Source organism: Streptomyces sp. NPDC001339, assembly GCF_042895955.1.
Classification (GTDB): domain Bacteria; phylum Actinomycetota; class Actinomycetes; order Streptomycetales; family Streptomycetaceae; genus Streptomyces.
On the sequence record NZ_JBIAWT010000001.1, the window covers coordinates 97,869 to 118,776 of the forward strand.

At 70.5% G+C, this 20,908-nt stretch carries 17 protein-coding genes and 1 riboswitch; of the genes, 6 read left to right on the forward strand and 11 right to left on the reverse strand.

Annotated features, from left to right (window positions below; translation table 11 throughout):
- Positions 1 to 105: 105 nt before the first annotated feature.
- Positions 106 to 1,287, reverse strand: a complete 1,182-nt coding sequence (locus ACFY12_RS00390; RefSeq protein ID WP_390713472.1) for a spermidine/putrescine ABC transporter substrate-binding protein — start codon at positions 1,285 to 1,287, stop codon at positions 106 to 108.
- Between the two features lie 315 nt (positions 1,288 to 1,602).
- Complete coding sequence (locus ACFY12_RS00395; protein WP_390713473.1) at positions 1,603 to 3,057, reverse strand: gamma-aminobutyraldehyde dehydrogenase; 1,455 nt, start codon at positions 3,055 to 3,057, stop codon at positions 1,603 to 1,605.
- A 179-nt stretch (positions 3,058 to 3,236) separates the two neighbouring features.
- Here ACFY12_RS00395 and ACFY12_RS00400 point away from each other — a divergent pair, with 179 nt between their 5' ends.
- The 5 genes from ACFY12_RS00400 (at position 3,237) to ACFY12_RS00420 (ending at position 8,507) form a co-directional block, all read left to right on the forward strand.
- Positions 3,237 to 3,710: an Lrp/AsnC family transcriptional regulator gene (locus tag ACFY12_RS00400; protein ID WP_390713474.1), complete on the forward strand. Its 474-nt coding sequence runs from the start codon at positions 3,237 to 3,239 to the stop codon at positions 3,708 to 3,710.
- Positions 3,711 to 3,712: 2 nt separating this feature from the next.
- The gene (locus ACFY12_RS00405; RefSeq protein ID WP_390713475.1) at positions 3,713 to 5,074 is read left to right on the forward strand and encodes an aspartate aminotransferase family protein; all 1,362 of its coding nucleotides are present in this window, start codon (positions 3,713 to 3,715) and stop codon (positions 5,072 to 5,074) included.
- Positions 5,075 to 5,434: 360 nt separating this feature from the next.
- Positions 5,435 to 6,172: an ABC transporter ATP-binding protein gene (locus ACFY12_RS00410; RefSeq protein ID WP_390713476.1), complete on the forward strand. Its 738-nt coding sequence runs from the start codon at positions 5,435 to 5,437 to the stop codon at positions 6,170 to 6,172.
- Positions 6,154 to 7,332, forward strand: a complete 1,179-nt coding sequence (locus ACFY12_RS00415; protein WP_390713477.1) for a hypothetical protein — start codon at positions 6,154 to 6,156, stop codon at positions 7,330 to 7,332. Before ACFY12_RS00410 ends, ACFY12_RS00415 begins: the two co-directional genes overlap by 19 nt.
- A gap of 203 nt (positions 7,333 to 7,535) precedes the next feature.
- Positions 7,536 to 8,507: a hypothetical protein gene (locus ACFY12_RS00420; protein WP_390713478.1), complete on the forward strand. Its 972-nt coding sequence runs from the start codon at positions 7,536 to 7,538 to the stop codon at positions 8,505 to 8,507.
- A gap of 4 nt (positions 8,508 to 8,511) precedes the next feature.
- Here ACFY12_RS00420 and ACFY12_RS00425 read toward each other — a convergent pair whose 3' ends face one another.
- From ACFY12_RS00425 to rpsB, 9 genes are all read right to left on the reverse strand, one after another.
- Positions 8,512 to 9,642: an ABC transporter ATP-binding protein gene (locus tag ACFY12_RS00425; RefSeq protein ID WP_390713479.1), complete on the reverse strand. Its 1,131-nt coding sequence runs from the start codon at positions 9,640 to 9,642 to the stop codon at positions 8,512 to 8,514.
- Complete coding sequence (locus ACFY12_RS00430; RefSeq protein WP_390714322.1) at positions 9,643 to 11,292, reverse strand: ABC transporter permease; 1,650 nt, start codon at positions 11,290 to 11,292, stop codon at positions 9,643 to 9,645.
- 74 nt (positions 11,293 to 11,366) lie between these two features.
- Positions 11,367 to 12,443: a thiamine ABC transporter substrate binding subunit gene (locus tag ACFY12_RS00435; RefSeq protein ID WP_390713480.1), complete on the reverse strand. Its 1,077-nt coding sequence runs from the start codon at positions 12,441 to 12,443 to the stop codon at positions 11,367 to 11,369.
- Between the two features lie 118 nt (positions 12,444 to 12,561).
- Positions 12,562 to 12,693: riboswitch (TPP riboswitch) on the reverse strand.
- A 47-nt stretch (positions 12,694 to 12,740) separates the two neighbouring features.
- A complete protein-coding gene (gene rlmN / locus ACFY12_RS00440; protein ID WP_390713481.1) occupies positions 12,741 to 13,853 on the reverse strand; it encodes a 23S rRNA (adenine(2503)-C(2))-methyltransferase RlmN in 1,113 nt (370 codons plus the stop codon).
- Between the two features lie 173 nt (positions 13,854 to 14,026).
- Entirely contained in the window at positions 14,027 to 15,190 is a 1,164-nt protein-coding gene (locus ACFY12_RS00445; RefSeq protein ID WP_390713482.1) for a phosphatidate cytidylyltransferase, read from the reverse strand.
- A complete protein-coding gene (frr, locus tag ACFY12_RS00450; protein WP_390713483.1) occupies positions 15,190 to 15,747 on the reverse strand; it encodes a ribosome recycling factor in 558 nt (185 codons plus the stop codon). The genes ACFY12_RS00445 and frr overlap by 1 nt, the downstream gene beginning before the upstream one ends.
- 171 nt (positions 15,748 to 15,918) lie before the next feature.
- A complete protein-coding gene (gene pyrH, locus ACFY12_RS00455; protein WP_390713484.1) occupies positions 15,919 to 16,686 on the reverse strand; it encodes a UMP kinase in 768 nt (255 codons plus the stop codon).
- Positions 16,687 to 16,848: 162 nt separating this feature from the next.
- Positions 16,849 to 17,685: a translation elongation factor Ts gene (gene tsf, locus ACFY12_RS00460; RefSeq protein WP_390713485.1), complete on the reverse strand. Its 837-nt coding sequence runs from the start codon at positions 17,683 to 17,685 to the stop codon at positions 16,849 to 16,851.
- Positions 17,686 to 17,791: 106 nt separating this feature from the next.
- Positions 17,792 to 18,667 (reverse strand): 30S ribosomal protein S2, encoded by an 876-nt coding sequence (gene rpsB, locus ACFY12_RS00465; protein WP_390713486.1) that lies wholly within the window; start codon positions 18,665 to 18,667, stop codon positions 17,792 to 17,794.
- 1,088 nt (positions 18,668 to 19,755) lie between these two features.
- Here rpsB and ACFY12_RS00470 point away from each other — a divergent pair.
- Positions 19,756 to 20,703: a murein hydrolase activator EnvC family protein gene (locus tag ACFY12_RS00470; protein ID WP_390713487.1), complete on the forward strand. Its 948-nt coding sequence runs from the start codon at positions 19,756 to 19,758 to the stop codon at positions 20,701 to 20,703.
- Positions 20,704 to 20,908 lie beyond the last annotated feature (205 nt).

A 20,908-nucleotide genomic window follows, 5' to 3' on the forward strand; every position in this document is an offset into this window, starting at 1 on the left:
AGGACAAGGAGCGGGCGGCGCTCGCCGAGCACAGGACACCTCACCACACACACGCCCCCTCACAAACCAAACCCACGATCCGCCGCGCTCACCCGCCCACGATGCTCACAGACCCACGATCGCGTTCCACTCCTTGGCGAACACCGCCCGCTCCTCGGCGGTGATGTCCCGGGCGATCGCCAGCCGCTCGCGCATCGCGTCGTCGGGGAAGATCAGCGAGTCCTCGGCGAGCGCCGCCCGCTCCTTGTCCTTGGCGGAGGCCAGAACGTCGCGCGCGGCCGGCACGGGGCAGACGTAGTTGACCCAGGCGGCCAGCTCCGCGGCGACCTCCGGCGCGTAGTAGTAGTCGATCAGCCGCTCGGCATTGCGCTTGTGGTCGGCGCGGTTGGGGATCATCAGGCTCTCCGCCCACAGCTCGGCACCCTCCTGCGGCACCACGAACTCGATGTCCGGGTTGTCCGCCCGGAGCTGGACCACGTCACCCGAGTAGGCCTGCGCGGCGAGGACGTCACCGGAGTCCAGGTCCTTGATGTAGTCGTTGCCGGTGAACCGCCGGATGTGGCCCTTGCCGACGAGGCCGCGGACCTGGTCGGTCATGCGGTGGAAGTCGTCGGCCGTCCAGCGGGTGATGTCGGCCCCGTTGCCCTGCATCAGCATGGCGAACGCCTCGTCGAGCCCGGCGAGCAGGGTGACCCGGCCGCGCAGATCGTCATGCCACAGGTCGGAGGTGTGCTGGATCTCCCGGCCGAGCTTGCGGCGGTTGTAGGCGATTCCGGTGATCCCGGACTGCCAGGGCACCGAGTGGTTCCGGCCGGGGTCGAAGTGCGGGGTGCGCAGCAGCGGATCGAGGTGCCGGGCGACGTTCGGCTGGGCGGCGCGGTCCATCGTCTGGACCCAGCCCAGCCGGACGAACCGGGCGCACATCCAGTCACTGATGACGATGAGGTCGCGGCCGGTGCCCTGACGGTTCATCAGGGCGGGGCCTATCCTGCCGAAGAACTCGTCGTTGTCGTTGATCTCCTCGGAGTACGTGACCGAGATCCCGGTTCGCCGCTCGAAGGCCTGCAGGGTGGGGCGGCGGTGCTTGTCGTGGTCGTCGACGTCGATGTAGAGCGGCCAGTTGGCGAAGACGATCTTCCGGTCCCGCGCCGAGTGGTCGGTGCCGGCGCGGTCCGCCGCCTTGATGTAGGCGGGCGGCACCCCGCATCCCGCCAGGGCGGCCAGTGCCGCGGCCGCCCCGATTCCGCTCGTACCCCGGAGCAGCGCCCGCCGCGAAAGATCAGCCATGGCGAGCACTCTGACGTGGCGCGGGCGGAGGCGGCAAGCGACAGAGCGTCAGCTGCCGGGCCTCCGCCCGCGACGGTGTGTCGAGCGGGACGGTGAGGAGATCGGGCGAGGAGATCAACGGGCGGCAACGGGGCGGCGACGGCCCGCCCCCATCCCGACCTGTCCCGCCCCCGTCCCGACCTGTCCTGACCTGGCCTGTCCTGTCCTGACCCCACCTGGCCTGTCCTGACCTGTCCTGGCCTGTCGGCTCAGCCCTCCAGTGAGACATCAGCCCGGCCGGCTCAGCCCTCCAGTGAGGCCATCAGCCCGGTCGGCTCAGGCGTCCAGTGAGGTCATCACGTGCTTGATGCGGGTGTAGTCGTCGAAGCCGTAGGAGGAGAGGTCCTTGCCGTAGCCGGACTTCTTGAAGCCGCCGTGCGGCATCTCGGCGACCAGCGGGATGTGGGTGTTGATCCACACACAGCCGAAGTCGAGGCTCTTGGACATCCGCATCGCGCGGGCGTGGTCCTTGGTCCACACCGAGGACGCGAGCGCGTACTCGACACCGTTGGCCCACTCCACCGCCTGCTTCTCGTCGCGGAAGGACTGGACGGTGATGACCGGGCCGAAGACCTCGTGCTGGACGATCTCGTCGTCCTGCTTGAGGCCGGAGATGACGGTGGGGGCGAAGAAGTAGCCCTTCTCGCCGACCTGTTCGCCGCCCGCCTCGATCTTTGCGTGGGCGGGGAGGCGCTCGATGAAGCCCTTGACCTGCTTGAGCTGGTTGGCGTTGTTCAGCGGGCCGTAGAGCACGTCCTCGTCGTCGATCGCACCGGTCTTGGTCTCGGAGGCGGCCTTGGCCAGCGCGGCGACGAACTCGTCGTGGATGGACTCCTGGACGAGCACCCGGGTCGCGGCCGTACAGTCCTGGCCGGCGTTGAAGTACCCGGCGACGGAGATGTCCTCGACGGCCTTGGCGATGTCGGTGTCCTCGAAGACGACGACCGGGGCCTTGCCGCCCAGCTCCAGGTGAACCCGCTTGAGGTCCTTGGACGCGGACTCGGCGACCTGCATACCGGCGCGCACCGAGCCGGTGATCGAGGCCATCGCGGGGACCTTGTGCTCGACCATCAGGCGGCCGGTGTCCCGGTCACCGCAGATGACGTTGAACACGCCGCGGGGGTGGCCGAACTCGTCCAGGACGCCGCCGATGATGTCGGCGATCAGGACCGTCGAGGCCGGGGTGGTGTCGGACGGCTTGAGGACGACGGTGTTGCCCGCGGCCAGCGCCGGGGCGAACTTCCAGACGGCCATCATCATCGGGTAGTTCCACGGCGCGACCTGGGCGCAGACGCCGACCGGCTCGCGGCGGATGAGGGAGGTGAAGCCCTCCATGTACTCGCCGGCCGAGCGGCCCTCCAGCATCCGGGCGGCACCCGCGAAGAAGCGGATCTGGTCCACCATCGGCGGGATCTCCTCGGAGCGTACGAGGGCGATCGGCTTGCCGCAGTTCTCGGACTCGGCGGCGATCAGTTCCTCGGCGCGCTCCTCGAAGCGGTCGGCGATCTTGAGCAGGACCTTCTGGCGCTCGGCGGGGATGACGTCACGCCAGACGGGGAAGGCGGCCTCGGCGGCGGCCATCGCCGCGTCCACGTCGGCGGCGCCGGAGAGCGGGGCGGTGGCGTACGGCTCGCCCGTCGCGGGGTTGACCACCTCCGTGGTCCGTCCGTCGGCGGCGTCCCGGAACTCCCCGTCGATGTAGTTGCGCAGACGACGCAGTGCGGTGGTCACTGTGCGCCCCCTTCATTCAGATGTCCGGTGGTGTGTGAGTCCACCCTAGCCAGGAGCACCACGTTTTCGACATACCCGCCACTCAGGAACAACGGAATCAGTGGATATTCGAGCCCAGCGCAACTGATTTCATCGATTCGGGGTTGCGGGACCGACGAGGCTCGTGCAGAGTGAAGGACGTGGCCACACGTGACAGAAACGGCACCCCGTCGATCGATTCCGTCTCCTTGGCGATCATCGAGCAGCTCCAGGAGGACGGGCGCCGTCCGTACGCCGCGATCGGCAAGGCCGTCGGCCTGTCCGAGGCGGCGGTGCGGCAGCGCGTACAGAAACTGCTCGACCAGGGCGTCATGCAGATCGTCGCGGTCACCGACCCCCTCACGGTCGGTTTCCGCCGGCAGGCAATGGTCGGCATCAACGTCGAGGGCGACCTCGATCCCGTGGCCGATGCCCTGACGGCCATGGAGGAGGTCGAGTACGTCGTCATGACGGCCGGCTCCTTCGACCTCCTCATCGAGATCGTCTGCGAGGACGACGACCACCTGCTGGAAATGATCAACAAACGGATCCGCACGCTTCCCGGCGTGCGGTCCACCGAGAGCTTCGTCTACCTCAAGCTCCGGAAGCAGACCTATACCTGGGGAACGAGATAGCAATGAGTCGCGACCTCTCGAAGACGGCCTACGACCACCTGTGGATGCACTTCACCCGCATGTCGTCGTACGAGAACGCCCCCGTGCCCACGATCGTGCGCGGTGAGGGCACCCACATCTACGACGACAGGGGCAAGCGCTACATCGACGGCCTCGCCGGCCTCTTCGTGGTCAATGCCGGCCACGGCCGGGCCGAACTCGCCGAGACCGCCTACAAGCAGGCGCAGGAGCTCGCCTTCTTCCCCGTGTGGTCCTACGCCCACCCCAGGGCCGTGGAGCTGGCCGAGCGGCTGGCCCACCACGCCCCCGGCGACCTCAACAAGGTCTTCTTCACCACCGGCGGCGGTGAGGCAGTCGAGACCGCCTGGAAGCTCGCCAAGCAGTACTTCAAGCTCACCGGCAAGCCCACCAAGCACAAGGTGATATCCCGCGCGGTGGCGTACCACGGCACCCCGCAGGGCGCCCTGTCGATCACCGGCCTGCCCGCCCTGAAGGCCCCCTTCGAGCCGCTGGTCCCCGGCGCGCACAAGGTCCCCAACACCAACATCTACCGCGCCCCGATCCACGGCGACGACCCCGAGGCCTTCGGCCGCTGGGCGGCCGACCAGATCGAGCAGCAGATCCTCTTCGAGGGCCCGGACACCGTGGCCGCGGTCTTCCTGGAGCCGGTGCAGAACGCCGGCGGCTGTTTCCCGCCGCCGCCCGGCTACTTCCAGCGGGTCCGCGAGATCTGCGACCGCTACGACGTGCTGCTCGTCTCCGACGAGGTCATCTGCGCCTTCGGCCGGCTGGGCACGATGTTCGGCTGCGACAAGTTCGGCTACGTGCCGGACATGATCACCTGCGCCAAGGGCATGACCTCGGGCTACTCCCCGATCGGCGCCTGCATCGTCTCCGACCGCGTCGCCGAGCCGTTCTACCGGGGCGACAACACCTTCCTGCACGGCTACACCTTCGGCGGCCACCCGGTCTCCGCCGCCGTCGGCCTGGCCAACCTCGACATCTTCGAGCGGGAGGGCCTCAACCAGCACGTCCTCGACAACGAGGGCAACTTCCTGAGCGCCCTGCGGAAGCTGCACGACCTGCCGATCGTCGGCGACGTCCGCGGCACCGGCTTCTTCTACGGCATCGAGCTCGTCAAGGACAAGGCCACCAAGGAGTCCTTCAACGAGGAGGAGACCGAGCGCGTCCTCTACGGCTTCCTCTCCAAGGCGCTGTTCGACAACGGTCTCTACTGCCGCGCCGACGACCGCGGCGACCCGGTCGTCCAGCTCGCCCCGCCGCTCATCGCCGACCAGTCGGTCTTCGACGAGATCGAGCAGATTCTGCGGACGGTCCTCACCGAGGCCTGGGCCAAGCTCTGAGTCCTGAGTTCTGAGTCCTGAGTCCTGAGTTCTGAGTTCTGAGCTCTGAGTTCTGAGTCCTGAGTTCTCAGCTCTGAGCTCTGAGTTCTCAGCCCTGAGTTCTGAGCTCTGACGGCCACGCCGTCTTCCGGCGCCGGTCCGCCTCGTCTTCGCCTCGCCGGTGCACGGCTGACGTACAACTCGTCCCCCGGCGGCCCGGGTTCGCTCACTTCAAGCCATACGAGTGAATCTGGGCCGTTGTGCTGCCAAGCGGCGAATACCGGGGGTCACCAGTAATTACCGTGCTAGTGACCGATACCGTCCATGGTCGTTCACCCGCCTGGGGGAACGAATCGATGCGAACGATCACGAGGTGCGCAGATGGTGGCCCCGCCCGACAACGACGTCCTCTGGGCCCGCGGCCTGCACCACACGTATGGCGGTACCACCGCCCTCGCGGGGGTCTCCCTCGGCGTCCGCGAAGGCGAGATCCTCGCCGTCACGGGCCCGCGCGGCAGCGGCAAGACCACGCTGCTGAAGTGCCTGTCCGGTCAGCTCGTCGCCACCGAGGGCGAGGTGTGGTTCAACAGCGCGCCCGTGCACACGCTCTCCTCCCCCAGCCGAGAACGGCTGCGCCTCGACCGGTTCGGCTGGATCGACACCGAACCCCACCTCGTGCCCGAACTCACCGTCTGGGAGAACGCCGCGCTCCCGCTGCTGCTGCGCGGCACCGGCAGCCGCACCGCGAAACACACCGCCCTGGAATGGCTGGACCGCCTCGACGTCGGCACCTGCGCCCGCCGCCGCCCCGGGCAGCTCGACCAGTCCCAGCGCCAGCGCGTCGCCATCGCCCGCGCGCTCGCCACCACCCCGCAGGTGCTCTTCGCGGACGAGCCGACCGCCCCGCTGCACCGCACCGACGGCACCCAGGTACTGCGGACGCTCACCACCGCGGCCCGCTCGCACCAGATCACCGTGGTCCTGGCGACGCACGACCCAGAGGCCGCCGCGCTCGCGGACCGGTCCGCCGCGCTCCTCGACGGCCGTCCGTCGGCCGTCACCTCCGCCGCCGGCTCCTCCGATGAGGAAAGCAGGGCAGAGTGCTCGCTCTCCGTCTAGCCCGCGGCTCCCACCCCGTCGTCCTGCTGCGCCGGCTCTGCGTCGCCGCGGCGGCGGCCGGCACCGGCTTCCTCCTGCTGTCCACCGTCGGGCACGCCGCCGGCCACCCGGCCGCGGCCGATGAATCGCTGGTGCGCCTCCTGTGGTGCGCCGCCCCGCTCGCCGCCACTGCGCAGTTCGCGGTGTCCACGGCCCGTACGGACCCCGCCGCCCGGCCGCAGCGCGGAATGACCGCCGCCGGCCTGGGCCCCCTCCGGCTCACGCTGCTGGCCACCGCCTCCACCGCGCTGACCTGCCTCTTCGGCGCCGTCCTCGCCCTGGTCGTCTTCTTCCGCCTCCGCGGCGACCTCGGCGGCTCCGCCGGCGCTTCCTTCGGTTCCTTCGGTATCGGCTCCGATCAGCTCGGCGCCGGCCATCCGCTGCCGCTCGCCGGCGCCCTGATGCTGCTCGCGCTCGTCCCGCTGACCGCCGCCGCCGCGACCGCCGTCGCCCTCCGCCCCCACGACGAGACCGGCGCCCCGGAAACCGAGCCCCTCCCCCGGACCGCCCCGCCCTCCGGCCTGCCGTGGGGCATCGCGGTGGCCGCGGCAGGCCTGGCGATCGAGGCCTACGCCGGTCCGGCCACCGCGCCCCACGGCGGGCTGCTGCCCCTGCCGGGCCGGCTGGTCGGCAGCCCCCCGGGCGTGCTGGCCGGCTGGGCCCTGTCCGTCTTCGGCCTCGTCCTGGCCGGTTCCGGTCTGGTGCACCTGTGCGGCCGCCTCCTGTGCACCGGACGCCCCGGTGCGCTGCGCCTGCTGTCCGGGCGGGTCCTCCAGGAGGAGTCGCACCGCCTGGGCCGTCCGCTGGGCGTGCTGTGCGCGGTCGCCGCCGCCGGCTACGCCGCCGCGAAGATCTACGACGCCTCGCCCGCCCGTCCGTTCGGGCCGCTCACCGTCATCGGCGCGGCGGTCGTCCTCGCCTGTGTCACTGCCAGCGCCCTCACCGCGGCCGTCGAGTCCCGCGCGGCCCGCGCCCGCACCACCGCCGCCCTGCGCCGCCTGGGCGCCTCCGCCTCGGTGCTCCGCGGAGCCGCGGCCCTGCGGGTGCTGTCCCTGGTGATCGTGATGGCTCCTCTGACCTGGACCGTGGCCGAGATGGCGACGCTTCCGCTGACGCGTTGAGCCGGCGCCGCGAGGAGCCCCCGTTCACGGCCGGAGGAGCCCCCGTTTCACGGCCGGAGGAGACTCCGCTCACAGTCGGAGGAGACTCCGCTCACGGCTGTACGAGTTGTTTGCCCGTCTGAGGCAACTCCCGTCCCGAAATGAGCGTCTGCCAGGCCAGGTAATGAACAGGTAATGCTGGCGACGGGCGAACGGAGCTCTTGGTGATCATCGGCCTTCTGACAGCTGTGGCGGCCTCGGCCTGCTACGGCACAGGTTCGGTCCTGCAGGCGGTGGGGTCGCGCAAGTCCGCCCGCCGGGAGGCGGCCAAGGCTTCCACCACCGGTGTCACCCAGCACGGCGGCCCCAGCCTCTCCTCCACCGCGAAAGCCGCCGTGACCTGGGAGTTCATGGTGGGCACGGTGCTGGACTTCATAGGCTTCGGGCTGGGCGCGTGGGCGGCCCGGCTGCTGCCGCTGTTCCTTTCCCAGACCGTGATCAGTGCCAACCTCGTGATCACCGCCGTCCTCAGCATCAAGCTGCTCGGGATCCGGCTCAGCCGGGCCGAGTGGGGCTCCATCGCCGTGGTCTGCTCGGCGCTGGTGCTGCTCGCCACGGCCGCCGGTCCGGAGGGCAGCGGCCACACCCCGATCGAAACGCACTGGTGGCTGCTCGTCGCGGCCGTCGTGCTCATGGGAGGCGGCACGCTGATCGTGCGCCTCATGGGGGCACGGGCCGCGATCCTGGCCGGTCTGCTCTCCGGTCTGGGCTTCGGCGCGCTCGGCGTCGGAGTCCGGGTGCTCAACGGCATCTCCCCGTTCGACCTGGGCACGCTGCTCCGCGATCCCGCCCTCTACGCGATTCTGGTCGCGGGCATCGGGGGCATGTACCTGCACACCGTCGCCCTGCAGATCGGTTCGGTGAACGGCGCCACGGCGGCGCTGGTGGTGGGCGAGACCGTGGTCCCCGGCATGCTCGGGGTGCTGTGGCTCGGTGACGCGTCCCGGCCGGGCTTCGCCTGGGTCGCGGTCCTGGGCTTCGTGGTGGCGGTGGCCGGGGCGGTCGCGGTCGCCTGGTTCGGCGAACCGGAGCCGGGGCCGGAGGCGGACGCATCACCCGAAGCGCCGGAGTCCGAAGCGCCCGAGTCCGGCGGGGCGCAGGCGACGGCCGCCCAGCCCCTGCACACGGGACGCTAGGGCCCTAGGCCTCCAGCACCACGACGTCCTCGGCGGTGAAGGCGATGCCCGTCCGCTCCCCCACCTCCGGGGCGTCCCGCAAAGCGCAGGCCGCTTCCAGCTGCGGCCCGCTGTCCGGCTGGAGCAGCAGGGTGACGTGCGTGCCACGGAAGGTGCGGGCCGTGACCGTACCGGGCAGGCCCTCGGCGGGGGGCGTGAGACGCACCCCGGCCGGCCGGACGAGCAGGCGGCACGACCCGTCCGGGGTGCCGCCCGGGACCGGTACCGTGCCCCAGGGAGTGGCGGCGGCCTCGCCCCGTACCGTCGCCTCGACGACATTGTCGAAGCCGAGGAAGCGGGCGACGAACTCGGTGGCCGGCCGTTGCCAGACCTCCAGCGGGGTGCCGGTCTGGGCGATCCGGCCGTCCTTCATCACCACGACCCGGTCGGCGAGCGCGAAGGCCTCGCCCTGGTCGTGGGTGACGGCGAGCACGGTCGTACCCAACTCCCGGAAGAGCCGCCGGAGTTCGACGACGAGCCGTTCCCGCAGGCCGCGGTCGAGCTGGCCGAGCGGTTCGTCCAGCATCAGCAGACGGGGGCGGGGGGCGAGGGCGCGGGCCAGGGCGACCCGCTGCTGTTCGCCGCCGGACAGGGAGGCCACGGCGCGGCGTTGGGCACCCGGCAGCCCGACGAGGTCCAGCAGCTCGGCGACCGTACGCGCCCGTTCGGCGCGCGAGGAGCGCCGCATCCGCAGCCCGAAGGCGACATTGCCCGCGACGTCGTGCTGCGGGAAGAGCTGGTGGTCCTGGAACATCAGGCCGACGCCGCGCCGGTGCGCGGGCACCGCCGACTGGTCCCGGCCCGCCAGCAACACCCGTCCGGCATCGGCCTGCTGGAGACCGGCCACCACTCTCAGCAGGGTGGACTTGCCGCTGCCGGACGGCCCCAGGACGCACACGATCTCCTGTGCGGCGACGTCCAGGTCCACCGCGTCCAGCGCGGGACGCCCGGACGTGCCGAAGCGGACGGTCACCCCGCCCAGCCGCAGCAGCTCCCGCGCGGTGGTGCCGTCCTGCGGCGTGGTGCCGGCCTGTGCCGCGGTGCCGGCCTGCGCGGCGGTGCCGTCTCGTGCCGTGGTGCCGTTCTGTGCCGTCATCTAGAACTCCCCGGAGTGGTGAGTACGGGCGCGCTCCAGAGCCAGCAGGGCGCCGGCGCACACCACCATCAAGAGGGTCGAAAGGGCCATCGCCTGGCCGTAGTTGAGCTCGCCGGCCCGCCCGAGCAGCCGTGCCACGGCCACGGGGAGTGTCGGACGGTCGGGCCGGGCGAGGAAGACCGTCGCGCCGAACTCGCCGAGCGAGACGGCGAAGGCGAAACCGGCCGCGATCAGCACGGCCCGGCGCACGATCGGCAGATCCACCTCGCGCCACACCCGCCACGGCGAGGCGCCGAGTACGGCGGCGGCCTCGCGCAGCCGCCCGTCGACGGCCCGCAGGACCGGCAGCATCGTCCGGACCACGAAGGGCACCCCCACCAGCGCCTGGGCGAGCGGGACCAGCCACCACGAGGCGCGCAGGTCCAGCGGCGGCTCGTCGAGGGTGATCAGGAAGCCGAAGCCGACGGTGACCGCGGAGACGCCGAGGGGCAGCATCAGCAGGGCGTCGAAGCCGCGGACGAGCCGGCCGGCCGCTCCCCCGTCCGGGCGGGTGCGGACGGTCAGCGCGGCGGCGGCCAGTCCGCCCACCACCAGCGCGATCGCGGTGGCGGCCGCCCCGTAGGCGAGGGAGTTCCCGACGGCGTCCAGGGGGGCGACGGCGAAGGTGCTGTCGGAGTTCGCGGCGGAGCCGAGTGAGGTGTAGAAGACCGCGCTGTGGCCGTCCGGGCCGGCGAACGACCGTTCCACGAGCACGGCCAGCGGCGCGATCAGCAGCAGGGCGATGACCAGGAGCGTCCCCCACAGCAGCGCCCACTGGCCGCGGCCGCGCGGCCGGTGCGCGGTCCGTGCGGCGTCGACCAGCCGCAGCGCGGATTCCCTGCGGCGCACGGTCCAGGCGTGCAGCGCCAGTACGCCCAGTACCGCCGCGAACTGGATCAGGGTGAGGACCGCGGCGGCCGGCAGGTCCAGGAAGTCCGCGGTCTGCCGGTAGATCTCCACCTCGAGTGTGGAGAAGGCGGGGCCGCCGAGGATCTGCACCACCCCGAAGGAGGTGAAGGTGAAGAGGAAGACCATCAGGGCGGCGGCGGCGACGGCCGGTCCCAGGGCGGGCAGGGTCACCCGCCGCCAGGCCGTGAACCATCCGGCGCCCAGCACCCGCGCGGCCTCTTCCTGCCGTGGGTCGAGCTGCGCCCACAGCCCGCCGACGGTGCGTACCACCACCGCGTAGTTGAAGAAGACGTGCGCCAGCAGGATCGCCCATACCGAGGTGTCCAGGCGCACGCCCCACAGGTCGTCGAGGAGTCCGCCCCGCCCGGCCAGCGCCAGGAAGGCGGAACCGACGACGACGGTCGGCAGCACGAACGGGACCGCCACGACCGCCCGCAGCAGCTGTTTGCCGGGGAAGTCGAAGCGGGCGAAGACATACGCGCCGGGCAGGGCGATCAGCAGGGTCAGCGCGGTCGAGGCGGCGGCCTGCCAGAAGGTGAACCACAGCACATGCGCGATGTCCGGGTCGCCGAGCACCGCCCCGAACCGGCCGAGCTGCCACTGCCCGCCGTCCTTGAGCCCCCGTCCGACGATCGCGCCGACCGGATAGCCGAAGAACAGCGCGAAGAACGCGAGCGGCACCGCCATCAGGCCGAGCCGCACCGCCGTGGTCCGCAGGGCCCCCCGGCGCCGGGGGGCGGCTACGTCCGTTGCTTCCGTTGCTTCCGTTGTTTCCGTCACTTCAGTACGAGCGAGGACCACTGCTTGATCCACCGTTCACGGTTCTTGGTGATCGTCTCGGGGGCCAGGGTCATCGGCTTGTCGATCGTCGCGCCGTACCTGGTGAACAGCTCCGGCACCTTGGCGTCCCGGCGTGCCGGGTTGACGAACATCTGGAGCGGCACGTCCTCCTGGAACCGCCGGCTCAGGAGGAAGTCCAGCAGCGCCTTGCCGCCCTTCTCGTTCTTCGCGCCCCGCAGGAGCCCGCCGAACTCGATCTGCCGGAAGCAGGTGCCGGTCGCGACGCCGACGGGGGACTCCTTGGGTGCGGGCTTCTTGCCGAGGACCTCGACGGGCGGGCTGGAGGCGTAGGAGACGACCAGGGGCTTGTCGCCCTTGCCCTTGCCGGCGGCGGAGCCCGAGAACCGCTCGTTGTAGGCCTGCTCCCAGCCGTCGACGACCTCGACGCCGTTGGCCCTGAGCTTCTTCCAGTAGTCCGGCCAGCCGTCGTTGCCATAGGCGGCGACGGTGGCGAGCTGGAAGGCGAGACCCGGTGAGGAGGTCGCGGCGTTCTCGGTGACGAGCAGCCCCTTGTACTGCGGCTTGAGGAGATCGTCGAAGCTCTTCGGCGGCGCGATGCCGTGCCGGGTGAAGTACTCGCGGTCGTAGTTGACGCAGATGTCGCCGTAGTCGAGGGGGGTGACGCGGTTCTGGTCCTGGTCGAGCCGCAGCGCTTCGGGGACGTCGTCCAGCCCCTTGGCTTTGTAGGGGGTGAACAGGCCGGCGCTCAGACCACGGGAGAGGAGGGTGTTGTCGATACCGAAGAGGACGTCGCCCTGCGGGTTCCCCTTGGTCAGGATCGCCTGGTTGACGGCCTTGCCGGCGTCGCCGCCCTTGAGGACCTTCACCTTGTAGCCGCTCTCCTTCTCGAAGGCGGCGAGGACGGACTTGGAGGCATTGAACGAGTCATGGCTGACGAGGGTGACGGTCTTGGCGTTCGTGCTCTCCCCGCCCGTGCCGCCGCATCCGGCGAGCGCGGTCATACCGACCGCGGCGGCGACGGCTGTCGCGGTGATCCTGCTGGTGGTGCTCACTGATGTCCTCCTGGCTGGCCAGGAAGAGACGCGGCCCCGCCTGGTGTCCGCGGCTCACGGCATCCGTACGCCCGGGGACGTACGGATACGGAGGGGACTCCGGGCAGGGCGCAACAGCATGAGTTGACGACCGAACTTCCTACCCGGAATGACCCGGGCGAGGTTCAAGGGTCTGCGGGCACCGTAGGGCTACGACGACTCTACGACGCTTCCGCACTCTCAGCGCTGTGGCGCTCCCCTGTCGGAATGTGCGTTTCGGAATGTGCGTGTGTTCGACCACACCGTACCAGCGGGTGGTCAGCGCTCCGAGGCGGCCAGCTGCCCGCAGGCGCCGTCGATCTCCTGACCACGGGTGTCACGGACGGTCACCGGCACCCCGTGCGCCTCGATGGCCCGCACGAACGCCCGCTCGTCCTCGGGGCGCGAGGCGGTCCACTTCGACCCCGGGGTGGGGTTCAGCGGAATGAGGTTCACATGGACGCGGTTGCCCTTGAGCAGCCGTCCCAGCAGGTCACCGCGCCACGCCTGGTCGTTGATGTCCCGGATCAGGGCGTACTCGACCGAGATGCGCCGCCCGGACTTCTCGGCGTACTCCCAGGCCGCGTCCAGTACCTCGCGCACTTTCCAGCGCGTGTTGACGGGCACGAGGGTGTCGCGCAGTTCGTCGTCCGGTGCGTGCAGCGAGACCGCGAGCCGGCACTTGAAGCCCTCGTCCGCGAACCGTCGCATCGCCGGGACGAGGCCGACCGTGGAGACCGTGATGCCCCGCTGGGACAGTCCCAGTCCGTCCGGTTCGGGGTCGGTGAGCCGCCGGATCGCGCCGACGACCCTGTTGTAGTTGGCGAGCGGCTCGCCCATCCCCATGAAGACGATGTTGGACAGCCGCGCCGGACCGCCCGGCACCTCGCCGTCGCGCAGCGCTCGCATCCCGTCGACGATCTGGTGGACGATCTCCGCGGTGGACAGGTTGCGGTCCAGCCCCGCCTGCCCTGTGGCGCAGAACGGGCAGTTCATACCGCAGCCGGCCTGCGAGGAGATGCACATGGTGACCCGGTCCGGGTAGCGCATCAGCACCGACTCGACGAGCGTGCCGTCGTGCAGCTTCCACAGGGTCTTGCGGGTGGTGTCGTCGTCGCACGAGATGTGGCGTACGACGCTCATCAGGTCCGGCAGCAGTTCGCTCGCCAGCTTTTCGCGCGCCGCCGCCGGGATGTCGGTCCACTGCGCCGGGTCGTGTGCGTAACGGGCGAAGTAGTGCTGCGAGAGCTGCTTGGCGCGGAACGGCTTCTCGCCGATCGCGGCCACCGCCTCGCGGCGTTCGGCGGGGCTGAGGTCGGCGAGGTGCCGAGGGGGCTTCTTGGCGCCGCGCGGGGCGACGAACGTCAGCACACCGGGTTCGGGCGGTGCCATGGGCGGAACTCCTCGTTGCGACGGGGGCGGATGATCTCCGCTGTCGCGGAGCCGGGGGCAGGGCGATGCCGGAACCCGGAGATCTCGCAGGTCAGGGCCGTCCGCGCGGTGGCGGGGCCGGAAAAGGGCCCGCTGCCGACGGCGACGGGCCCTTCCAGGGTACCTGGGGCCGTTCAGCCCGCCCCCACGAAGATCACAAACAACAGCCACACCACCGGGGCCGTCGGCAGCAGGGAATCCAGCCTGTCCATGATCCCGCCATGGCCGGGCAGCAGGGTGCCCATGTCCTTGATGCCCAGATCGCGCTTGATCATGGATTCGCCGAGATCGCCGAGGGTGGCGCTGGTCGCGACCGCGAGGCCGAGCAGCAGACCCTGCCACCACGCGCCATCGGTGATCAGGAACTCCATGCACGGCGCGCCGACGGCCATCGCGAAGAGCACCGCGCCGACGAGCCCCTCGCGGGTCTTGCCGGGGCTGATCCGCGGCGCGAGCTTGTGCTTGCCGAACCGCCAGCCGACCGCGTACGCGCCGGTGTCGCTGACGACCGTCAGCAGCAGGAACATGAACACCCGCCACGGCCCGTCGTCGGCGGCCAGCATCATCGCCACGAAGGTCGCCAGGAACGGCACGTAGAACGCCGAGAAGACGCCGGCGGTGACGTCCCGCAGATAGTTCTCCGGGGCCTCGGTCATCCGCCACACCAGGACGGCGAGTGCGGTGAGCGCCATCGCCACCCAGGCGCCCTCGGCGCCGCGTACATATCCGGCGATCACCATGGCGGTGCCGCCGACCGCGAGCGGCACCAGCGGAACCCGGATGTCCTTGCGCTCCGCCAGCCGCGAGGTCAGCTCCCACAGCCCGACGACGACGGCGATCGCGATCACGCCGATGAAGACGGGCTTGTAGACGAAGAGCGAGGCGAGGATGACCACGCCGAGCCCGACACCGACCCCTATCGCGGCCCGCAGATTGCGGCCCGCGCTCTTCTTCTGGGGCTTCGCTGCGTCCGCCGGACGGTCGGACCCGGGGAAAGAGGTGGGCATGGGCTCCTGCGGCTCTTCATCGCGGAACAGGGGGCCGCTCCGTCGAGCAGCCCCCCGGTCGTCCGGGCGGTCCCGGTCATCCCGGATGTCCCGATGTTCCCGGTCGTCGTCCTGGTGTCCGCCTGGCTCGGGCACGATGGGCATGGGCCGAGTCTGCGCCGCACCGCCCCAGTCGTGCACGGGACCCGCCGAGGCGGGCGGCGCCACCCCGCGAAGCGAGGAGGCCGGTCCATGGTCGGGCGGTCCCCATCGACCGGCACCGGCCGAGGCCCCCCAGGATGACTTGTTCATCAGACCTCGAGGAGCTCGGATTCCTTGTGCTTGAGCAGCTCGTCGACCTGCGCGACGTACTTCGCGGTGGTGTCGTCGAGCTCCTTCTCGGCCCGGCGGACCTCGTCCTCGCCGGACTCCTTGTCCTTGACGAGCTTGTCGAGGGCGTCCTTGGCCTTGCGGCGGATGCTGCGGATCGAGACCTTCGAGTCCTCGGCCTTGTTCTTGGCCACCTTGATGAACTCCCGGCGGCGCTCCTCGGTGAGCTCGGGGAAGTTCACGCGGATGATGCTGCCGTCGTTGCTCGGGTTGACGCCGAGGTCGGAGTCGCGGATCGCCTGCTCGATGTTGCGCAGCGCGCTCTTGTCGAACGGCGTCACCACGGCCATCCGCGGTTCCGGAACCGAGAACGATGCCAGCTGGTTGATCGGCGTCATCGCGCCGTAGTAGTCCGCCACGATCTTGTTGAACATCGCCGGGTGCGCACGTCCGGTGCGAATCGCGGCGAAGTCCTCCTTGGCGACCACGACGGCCTTCTCCATCTTCTCCTCGGCCTCGAGGAGGATCTCTTCGATCACCACTTGCTCCTGGTCTTTTCGGTAAGAAGCAGAGCCTCGCCCCTGCCGCGCGTGTACCTGCACGGTGTCCGACCGGCAGGCCGTTGTCCATCCCCTGCCGAGGTCATCCCCCGGCCGGGGCTGCCGCCCGTACGGGCCGATGCCCGTACGGAATCACGGCAGTTGGGGCCGTCAGGCCCGGGTGCTCTGATCGCTGACGAGCGTGCCGATCTTCTCACCCTTCACCGCACGCGCGATGTTGCCCTCGGCGAGCAGTTCGAAGACGAGGATCGGGAGCTTGTTGTCCCGGCACAGGGTGATGGCGGTGGCATCGGCGACCTTCAGGTCGCGGGTGATGACCTCGCCGTATTCGAGAGCGTCGAACTTGACCGCGTCCGGGTTCTTCTTGGGGTCGGAGTCGTAGACCCCGTCCACGCCGTTCTTGCCCATCAGCATGGCCTCGGCGTCGATCTCCAGGGCGCGCTGGGCGGCGGTGGTGTCGGTGGAGAAGTACGGCATGCCCATACCGGCCCCGAAGATGACGACCCGGCCCTTCTCCAGGTGGCGCACCGCGCGCAGCGGAATGTACGGCTCCGCGACCTGTCCCATGGTGATCGCCGTCTGGACGCGGGAGTCGATGCCCTCCTTCTCCAGGAAGTCCTGGAGGGCCAGACAGTTCATGACCGTACCGAGCATGCCCATGTAGTCGGACCGGGCACGGTCCATGCCGCGCTGCTGGAGCTCGGCGCCGCGGAAGAAGTTGCCGCCGCCGATCACGATGGCGATCTGGTAGCCGTCGCGCACCACGGCGGCGATCTCCCGCGCCATCGCGTGCACGACGTCGGGGTCGACGCCCAGTCCGCCGCCGCCGGCGAACGCCTCGCCCGACAGCTTCAGCAGGAAGCGCCGACCGCCGCCGGTACCGGCGTGGTCCGTGTGCGCGTCGTCACCGTGATTCATTGAGCTCTCCTCGTGCACATACGAAGAAGGCCATTGCCGTGGGTCTGGTCCAGATCCCTGTGCGGCAATGGCCTCCTCGTCACATCTGCGGCCGGCCGTTGAGCGGCCGACTGCGTACGACCCTAGCGGGGTCGTAGGTCATTCGCTGCCTTCGCGGCAGGCTCAGGCGCCGACGCGGATGCGCGAGAAGCGCTTCAGCGTGACACCGGCTTCGTCCAGAACCTTCTGGACGGTCTTCTTGTTGTCCTTGGCGAACGGCTGCGCCAGCAGCGTGTTCTCCTTGAGGAAGCCCTTGACCCGGCCCTCGATGATCTTCGGAAGGGCAGCCTCGGGCTTGCCCTCCTCCTTCGCGGTGGCCTCGGCGACCCGGCGCTCGTTCTCGAGGACGTCGGCCGGGACCTCGTCCTCGGACAGGAACTTCGGACCGAACGCGGCGATGTGCTGCGCGATGTCCTTCGCGACCTCGGCGTTCTCCTTGTCCAGCTCGACCAGGACGCCGACCTGCGGCGGAAGGTCGGGCATGGTGCGGTGCATGTACGCCGCGACGAAACCGTCGGCGAACTGCGCGAAGCGGTTCAGGACGATCTTCTCGCCGAGGGTGGCGTTGGCCTCGTCCACGTACGCCTGGACGGTCTTGCCGGCCTCGATCTCGGAGGCGAGCAGCGCCTCCAGGTCGGCGGGACGGGTCGCGGCGGTGTGCGCGGCCAGCGCGTTGGCGACGGCCTGGAACTTCTCGCCCTTGGCGACGAAGTCCGTCTCGCACTTCAGCTCGACGAGCACGCCGGCGGAGTTGTCGTCGGCGATGACGGAGACGACGGCACCGTTCTCGGCGGTGCGGCTCTCGCGCTTGGCGACGCCCTTCTGGCCCTTGATGCGCAGCAGCTCGACGGCCTTCTCGACGTTGCCCTCGGCCTCGTCCAGCGCCTTCTTGCAGTCCAGCATGCCGGCGCCGGTGAGCTCGCGGAGCTTCTTGACGTCAGCGGCGGTGTAGTTCGCCATGTTCTGTGCTTCTCTTCCCGAATTCTCGAAGTCGAAAGATCTACGGGTGGACGGCGGGGGTGGCGCTCGTCGCGCCCTCCCCCGCCGTCGTCAACCGGTCCTGAGGTCAGGCCTGCTCGGCGTCAGCCGGCTTCTCGGCCTCGGCCTCGGCCTCGGCCTCAGCGGGCTTCTCCTCGGCCTTGGGGGCCTCGGCGTCGGCCTTCTTCTCGCCCTCGAGCAGGTCGCGCTCCCACTCGGCCAGCGGCTCGGCGGCAGCCTTGTCGCCGGGCTTCTGGTCGCCGGTGGCGGCGCCGGAGCGGGCGATGAGGCCCTCGGCGACGGCGTCGGCGATCACGCGGGTGAGCAGGGTGACGGAGCGGATCGCGTCGTCGTTGCCCGGGATCTTGTAGTCGACCTCGTCCGGGTCGCAGTTGGTGTCGAGGATCGCGACGACCGGGATGTTGAGCTTGCGCGCCTCACCGACGGCAATGTGCTCCTTCTTGGTGTCCACGATCCAGACGGCGCTGGGCACCTTCTGCATCTCGCGGATACCGCCCAGGGTCTTCTCCAGCTTGGCCTTCTCGCGGGAGAGGACCAGGAGCTCCTTCTTGGTGAGGCCGGAGGCGGCCACATCCTCGAAGTCGATCTGCTCGAGCTCCTTCAGGCGCTGCAGGCGCTTGTAGACGGTCGAGAAGTTGGTCAGCATGCCGCCGAGCCAGCGCTGGTTCACGTAGGGCATGCCCACGCGGGTGGCCTGCTCGGCGATGGCCTCCTGGGCCTGCTTCTTCGTGCCGACGAACATGACGGAGCCGCCGTGGGCGACGGTCTCCTTGACGAACTCGTAGGCGCGGTCGATGTACGACAGCGACTGGAGCAGGTCGATGATGTAGATGCCGTTGCGCTCGGTGAAGATGAAGCGCTTCATCTTCGGGTTCCAGCGGCGGGTCTGGTGCCCGAAGTGGACGCCGCTCTCCAGCAGCTCCCGCATCGTGACGACGGCCATGGCCGTACTCCTCGTTGTTCTCGGTTCCACTGCGGCCGGCCGGCCGCGGTGCCTGACGCCCCGACGCGCCTGCCGGGGATGACACCTTGCGGAGCCGTCCGAGGACCGAGGGGCGCGGCCGTCGTGCTGCCCGAACGGGACTGCTGCACTGACGGCGGGGCGTGCGAAGTCGACCCGGTGACCCGGATCGCCATCAGAAGTGTACGGGACTGCCGACGCGCCGGGCGACACGCACCATTTCGAGCCCCGGGAGAGTGAGCCCGGGCCCCCGGCCGGGTGACGCCGTTGTCCACAACCGCCCGCTTGTCCACAGCTTCGGACCAAGATCCCCGCGCCGCCGAGCATTCCGTCACTGTCGAGCCATGCGAAACGACACAGGACACACGGCGCGGCCCGCGGCGCGGCATGCGGCACGGCACACGACCCGGCATGCGGTGGAACCCCGCAGGGGACGCGACGTGCGGCACGGCATGGGGCAGCACACCGGGTACGACCTGCGGCACGGCATGCGGCACGGCATGCGTCAGCAGGACGCGCGACGTGGGCCGCAGCAGGACGCACGGCGTGGAGCGCCACACGAGATCGCGATCGCGTCCGGCCTCCACGACAGGCCACCGGCAGGTAAGGATCAGGGCGCAGGCAGAGATCAGGGCACAGGCAGAGATCAGCGCGCAGCTGGGGATCAGGGCCAGGGGCAACATCGCCGACCCCACCGCCGCCCCTGGCGCCGGCGGCCACCCGCGCCCTTACCACCGCCACCGCCGCGTACCGAGCCGAGCACCTACGGACCGAGCTGCTTCTTCCCCTTCTTCCCGGCCGACGCGCTGGGCCCCCTCCTGGCCCCGGCCCTGGCCGCCCTGCTCACCTTGTCGGCGACGGCTCTCGTTCGCCCGGCCATGAGCCCCGCCGCGGCAGCCCAGGGGACAGAGCCGCCGGCGGCTCACGCCAGAGGCGGCAGCGCTCACGAGAGGGACGGCAGCGGCCGCCTCGCGGGTGACAGAGCTCGCCTCACGGGCGACAGGGAGCATCTTGCGGGCGGTGGTACGTACCTCGTGGGCAGCGGGCGCCCTGCGGCTGGCGGCGATCACATGACGGGACCTGGAGCCCCGGGCGTGACGGATCGCGAACGACCCGCAGGCGGACATCAGGTTCAGGGAGCTGCTCGGCCCGCGTCGGCCGGACGCACACACACCGCGGCACGCACCGACCCACCACCCGAGGACCGCGCCTGGCCGGTAACCGGGCCCGCAGGAGCACGTCCCACGGTGCTACGGGGCTGGCAGCCGCCGCCGGCACCGTGGGCGGCCGGGCACCGCGGAGTGGACCTGGCCTCGTCCGCCGGCGCGCCGGTATGGGCCGCCGCGCCCGGCCGGGTGGCCTATGCCGGGACCGTCGCGGGCCGCGGGGTCCTGACCCTTGAGGTGTCCCGCTCGGGCCGGCCTCCCCTCCGCACCACGTACGAACCCGTAGATGCCACGGTCCGCAAGGGCCAACGCGTCACGGCGGGGCAGCAGGTCGCCACCTTGCAGCGCGGCCCGTTCCACTGCCGCGCACCGTGCCTCCACTGGGGCCTACTCCGCGGCAGGACCTACCTGGATCCGCTGACGCTGCTCCCGCAGCGCATGCGAGGGGGCGGCCACTCAAGGCTGCTGCCGGTCTTCGGTATCCCCGTACCGACGGGCGGCCGCCAAGATCCGGGACGCCGCACGGATCCCGGGCACGGACACGCACAAGCAGCAGCCCAGGGGTCCCGGGCAGCGCCGACGGGAGCCGCCCTCGCAGGAGCGGTCGCGCTCTCAGCCGCTGCGCTCTGGGCAGTCGGGCGGCTCTCACCTGGCCGGCCGGAGAGCAGTACCGGCCCCGCGGTGAGGTGGCTGCGACGCGGGCAGGGGCAACGGAGATGCGGCACCCGAGGGGCAGCCAGAGTTCACGAAACGGTGGTGACCACGGTCGTCAGGGGCCGGGAAAAGCTCCCCGGGGAGAAACCTGGGGAGAAAGGAGATACGGGCACGGCGCGGCATGCCGGGACCGGGTAGCGGCCGAGCCGGGCCAGGAGATCACGGCATCGTGAACCGCAGCATGGCCGATCAGAGAACAGCCGTTCATGGAATCGCAGACCATCACCGGCAACAAAGGAAAGGTAGGGCCGAGCCGCAAGGCCGCCAACAGCCATAGCAATAGCAGTGGTACGCCCGGGCACCGTCGACCCGATCGGCACCCGCACATATCCCGACGGCGCTG

Bases quoted from the DNA above. Each gene is read 5' to 3' on its own strand.
- ACFY12_RS00390 (WP_390713472.1), bottom strand. From the start codon at position 1,287: ATGGCTGATCTTTCGCGGCGGGCGCTGCTCCGGGGTACGAGCGGAATC.
- ACFY12_RS00405 (WP_390713475.1), top strand. From the start codon at position 3,713: ATGAGTCGCGACCTCTCGAAGACGGCCTACGACCACCTGTGGATGCAC.
- ACFY12_RS00410 (WP_390713476.1), top strand. From the start codon at position 5,435: ATGGTGGCCCCGCCCGACAACGACGTCCTCTGGGCCCGCGGCCTGCAC.
- ACFY12_RS00425 (WP_390713479.1), bottom strand. From the start codon at position 9,642: ATGACGGCACAGAACGGCACCACGGCACGAGACGGCACCGCCGCGCAG.
- rlmN (WP_390713481.1), bottom strand. From the start codon at position 13,853: ATGGCACCGCCCGAACCCGGTGTGCTGACGTTCGTCGCCCCGCGCGGC.
- ACFY12_RS00445 (WP_390713482.1), bottom strand. From the start codon at position 15,190: ATGAACAAGTCATCCTGGGGGGCCTCGGCCGGTGCCGGTCGATGGGGA.
- pyrH (WP_390713484.1), bottom strand. From the start codon at position 16,686: ATGAATCACGGTGACGACGCGCACACGGACCACGCCGGTACCGGCGGC.
- tsf (WP_390713485.1), bottom strand. From the start codon at position 17,685: ATGGCGAACTACACCGCCGCTGACGTCAAGAAGCTCCGCGAGCTCACC.
- rpsB (WP_390713486.1), bottom strand. From the start codon at position 18,667: ATGGCCGTCGTCACGATGCGGGAGCTGCTGGAGAGCGGCGTCCACTTC.
- ACFY12_RS00470 (WP_390713487.1), top strand. From the start codon at position 19,756: ATGACGGGACCTGGAGCCCCGGGCGTGACGGATCGCGAACGACCCGCA.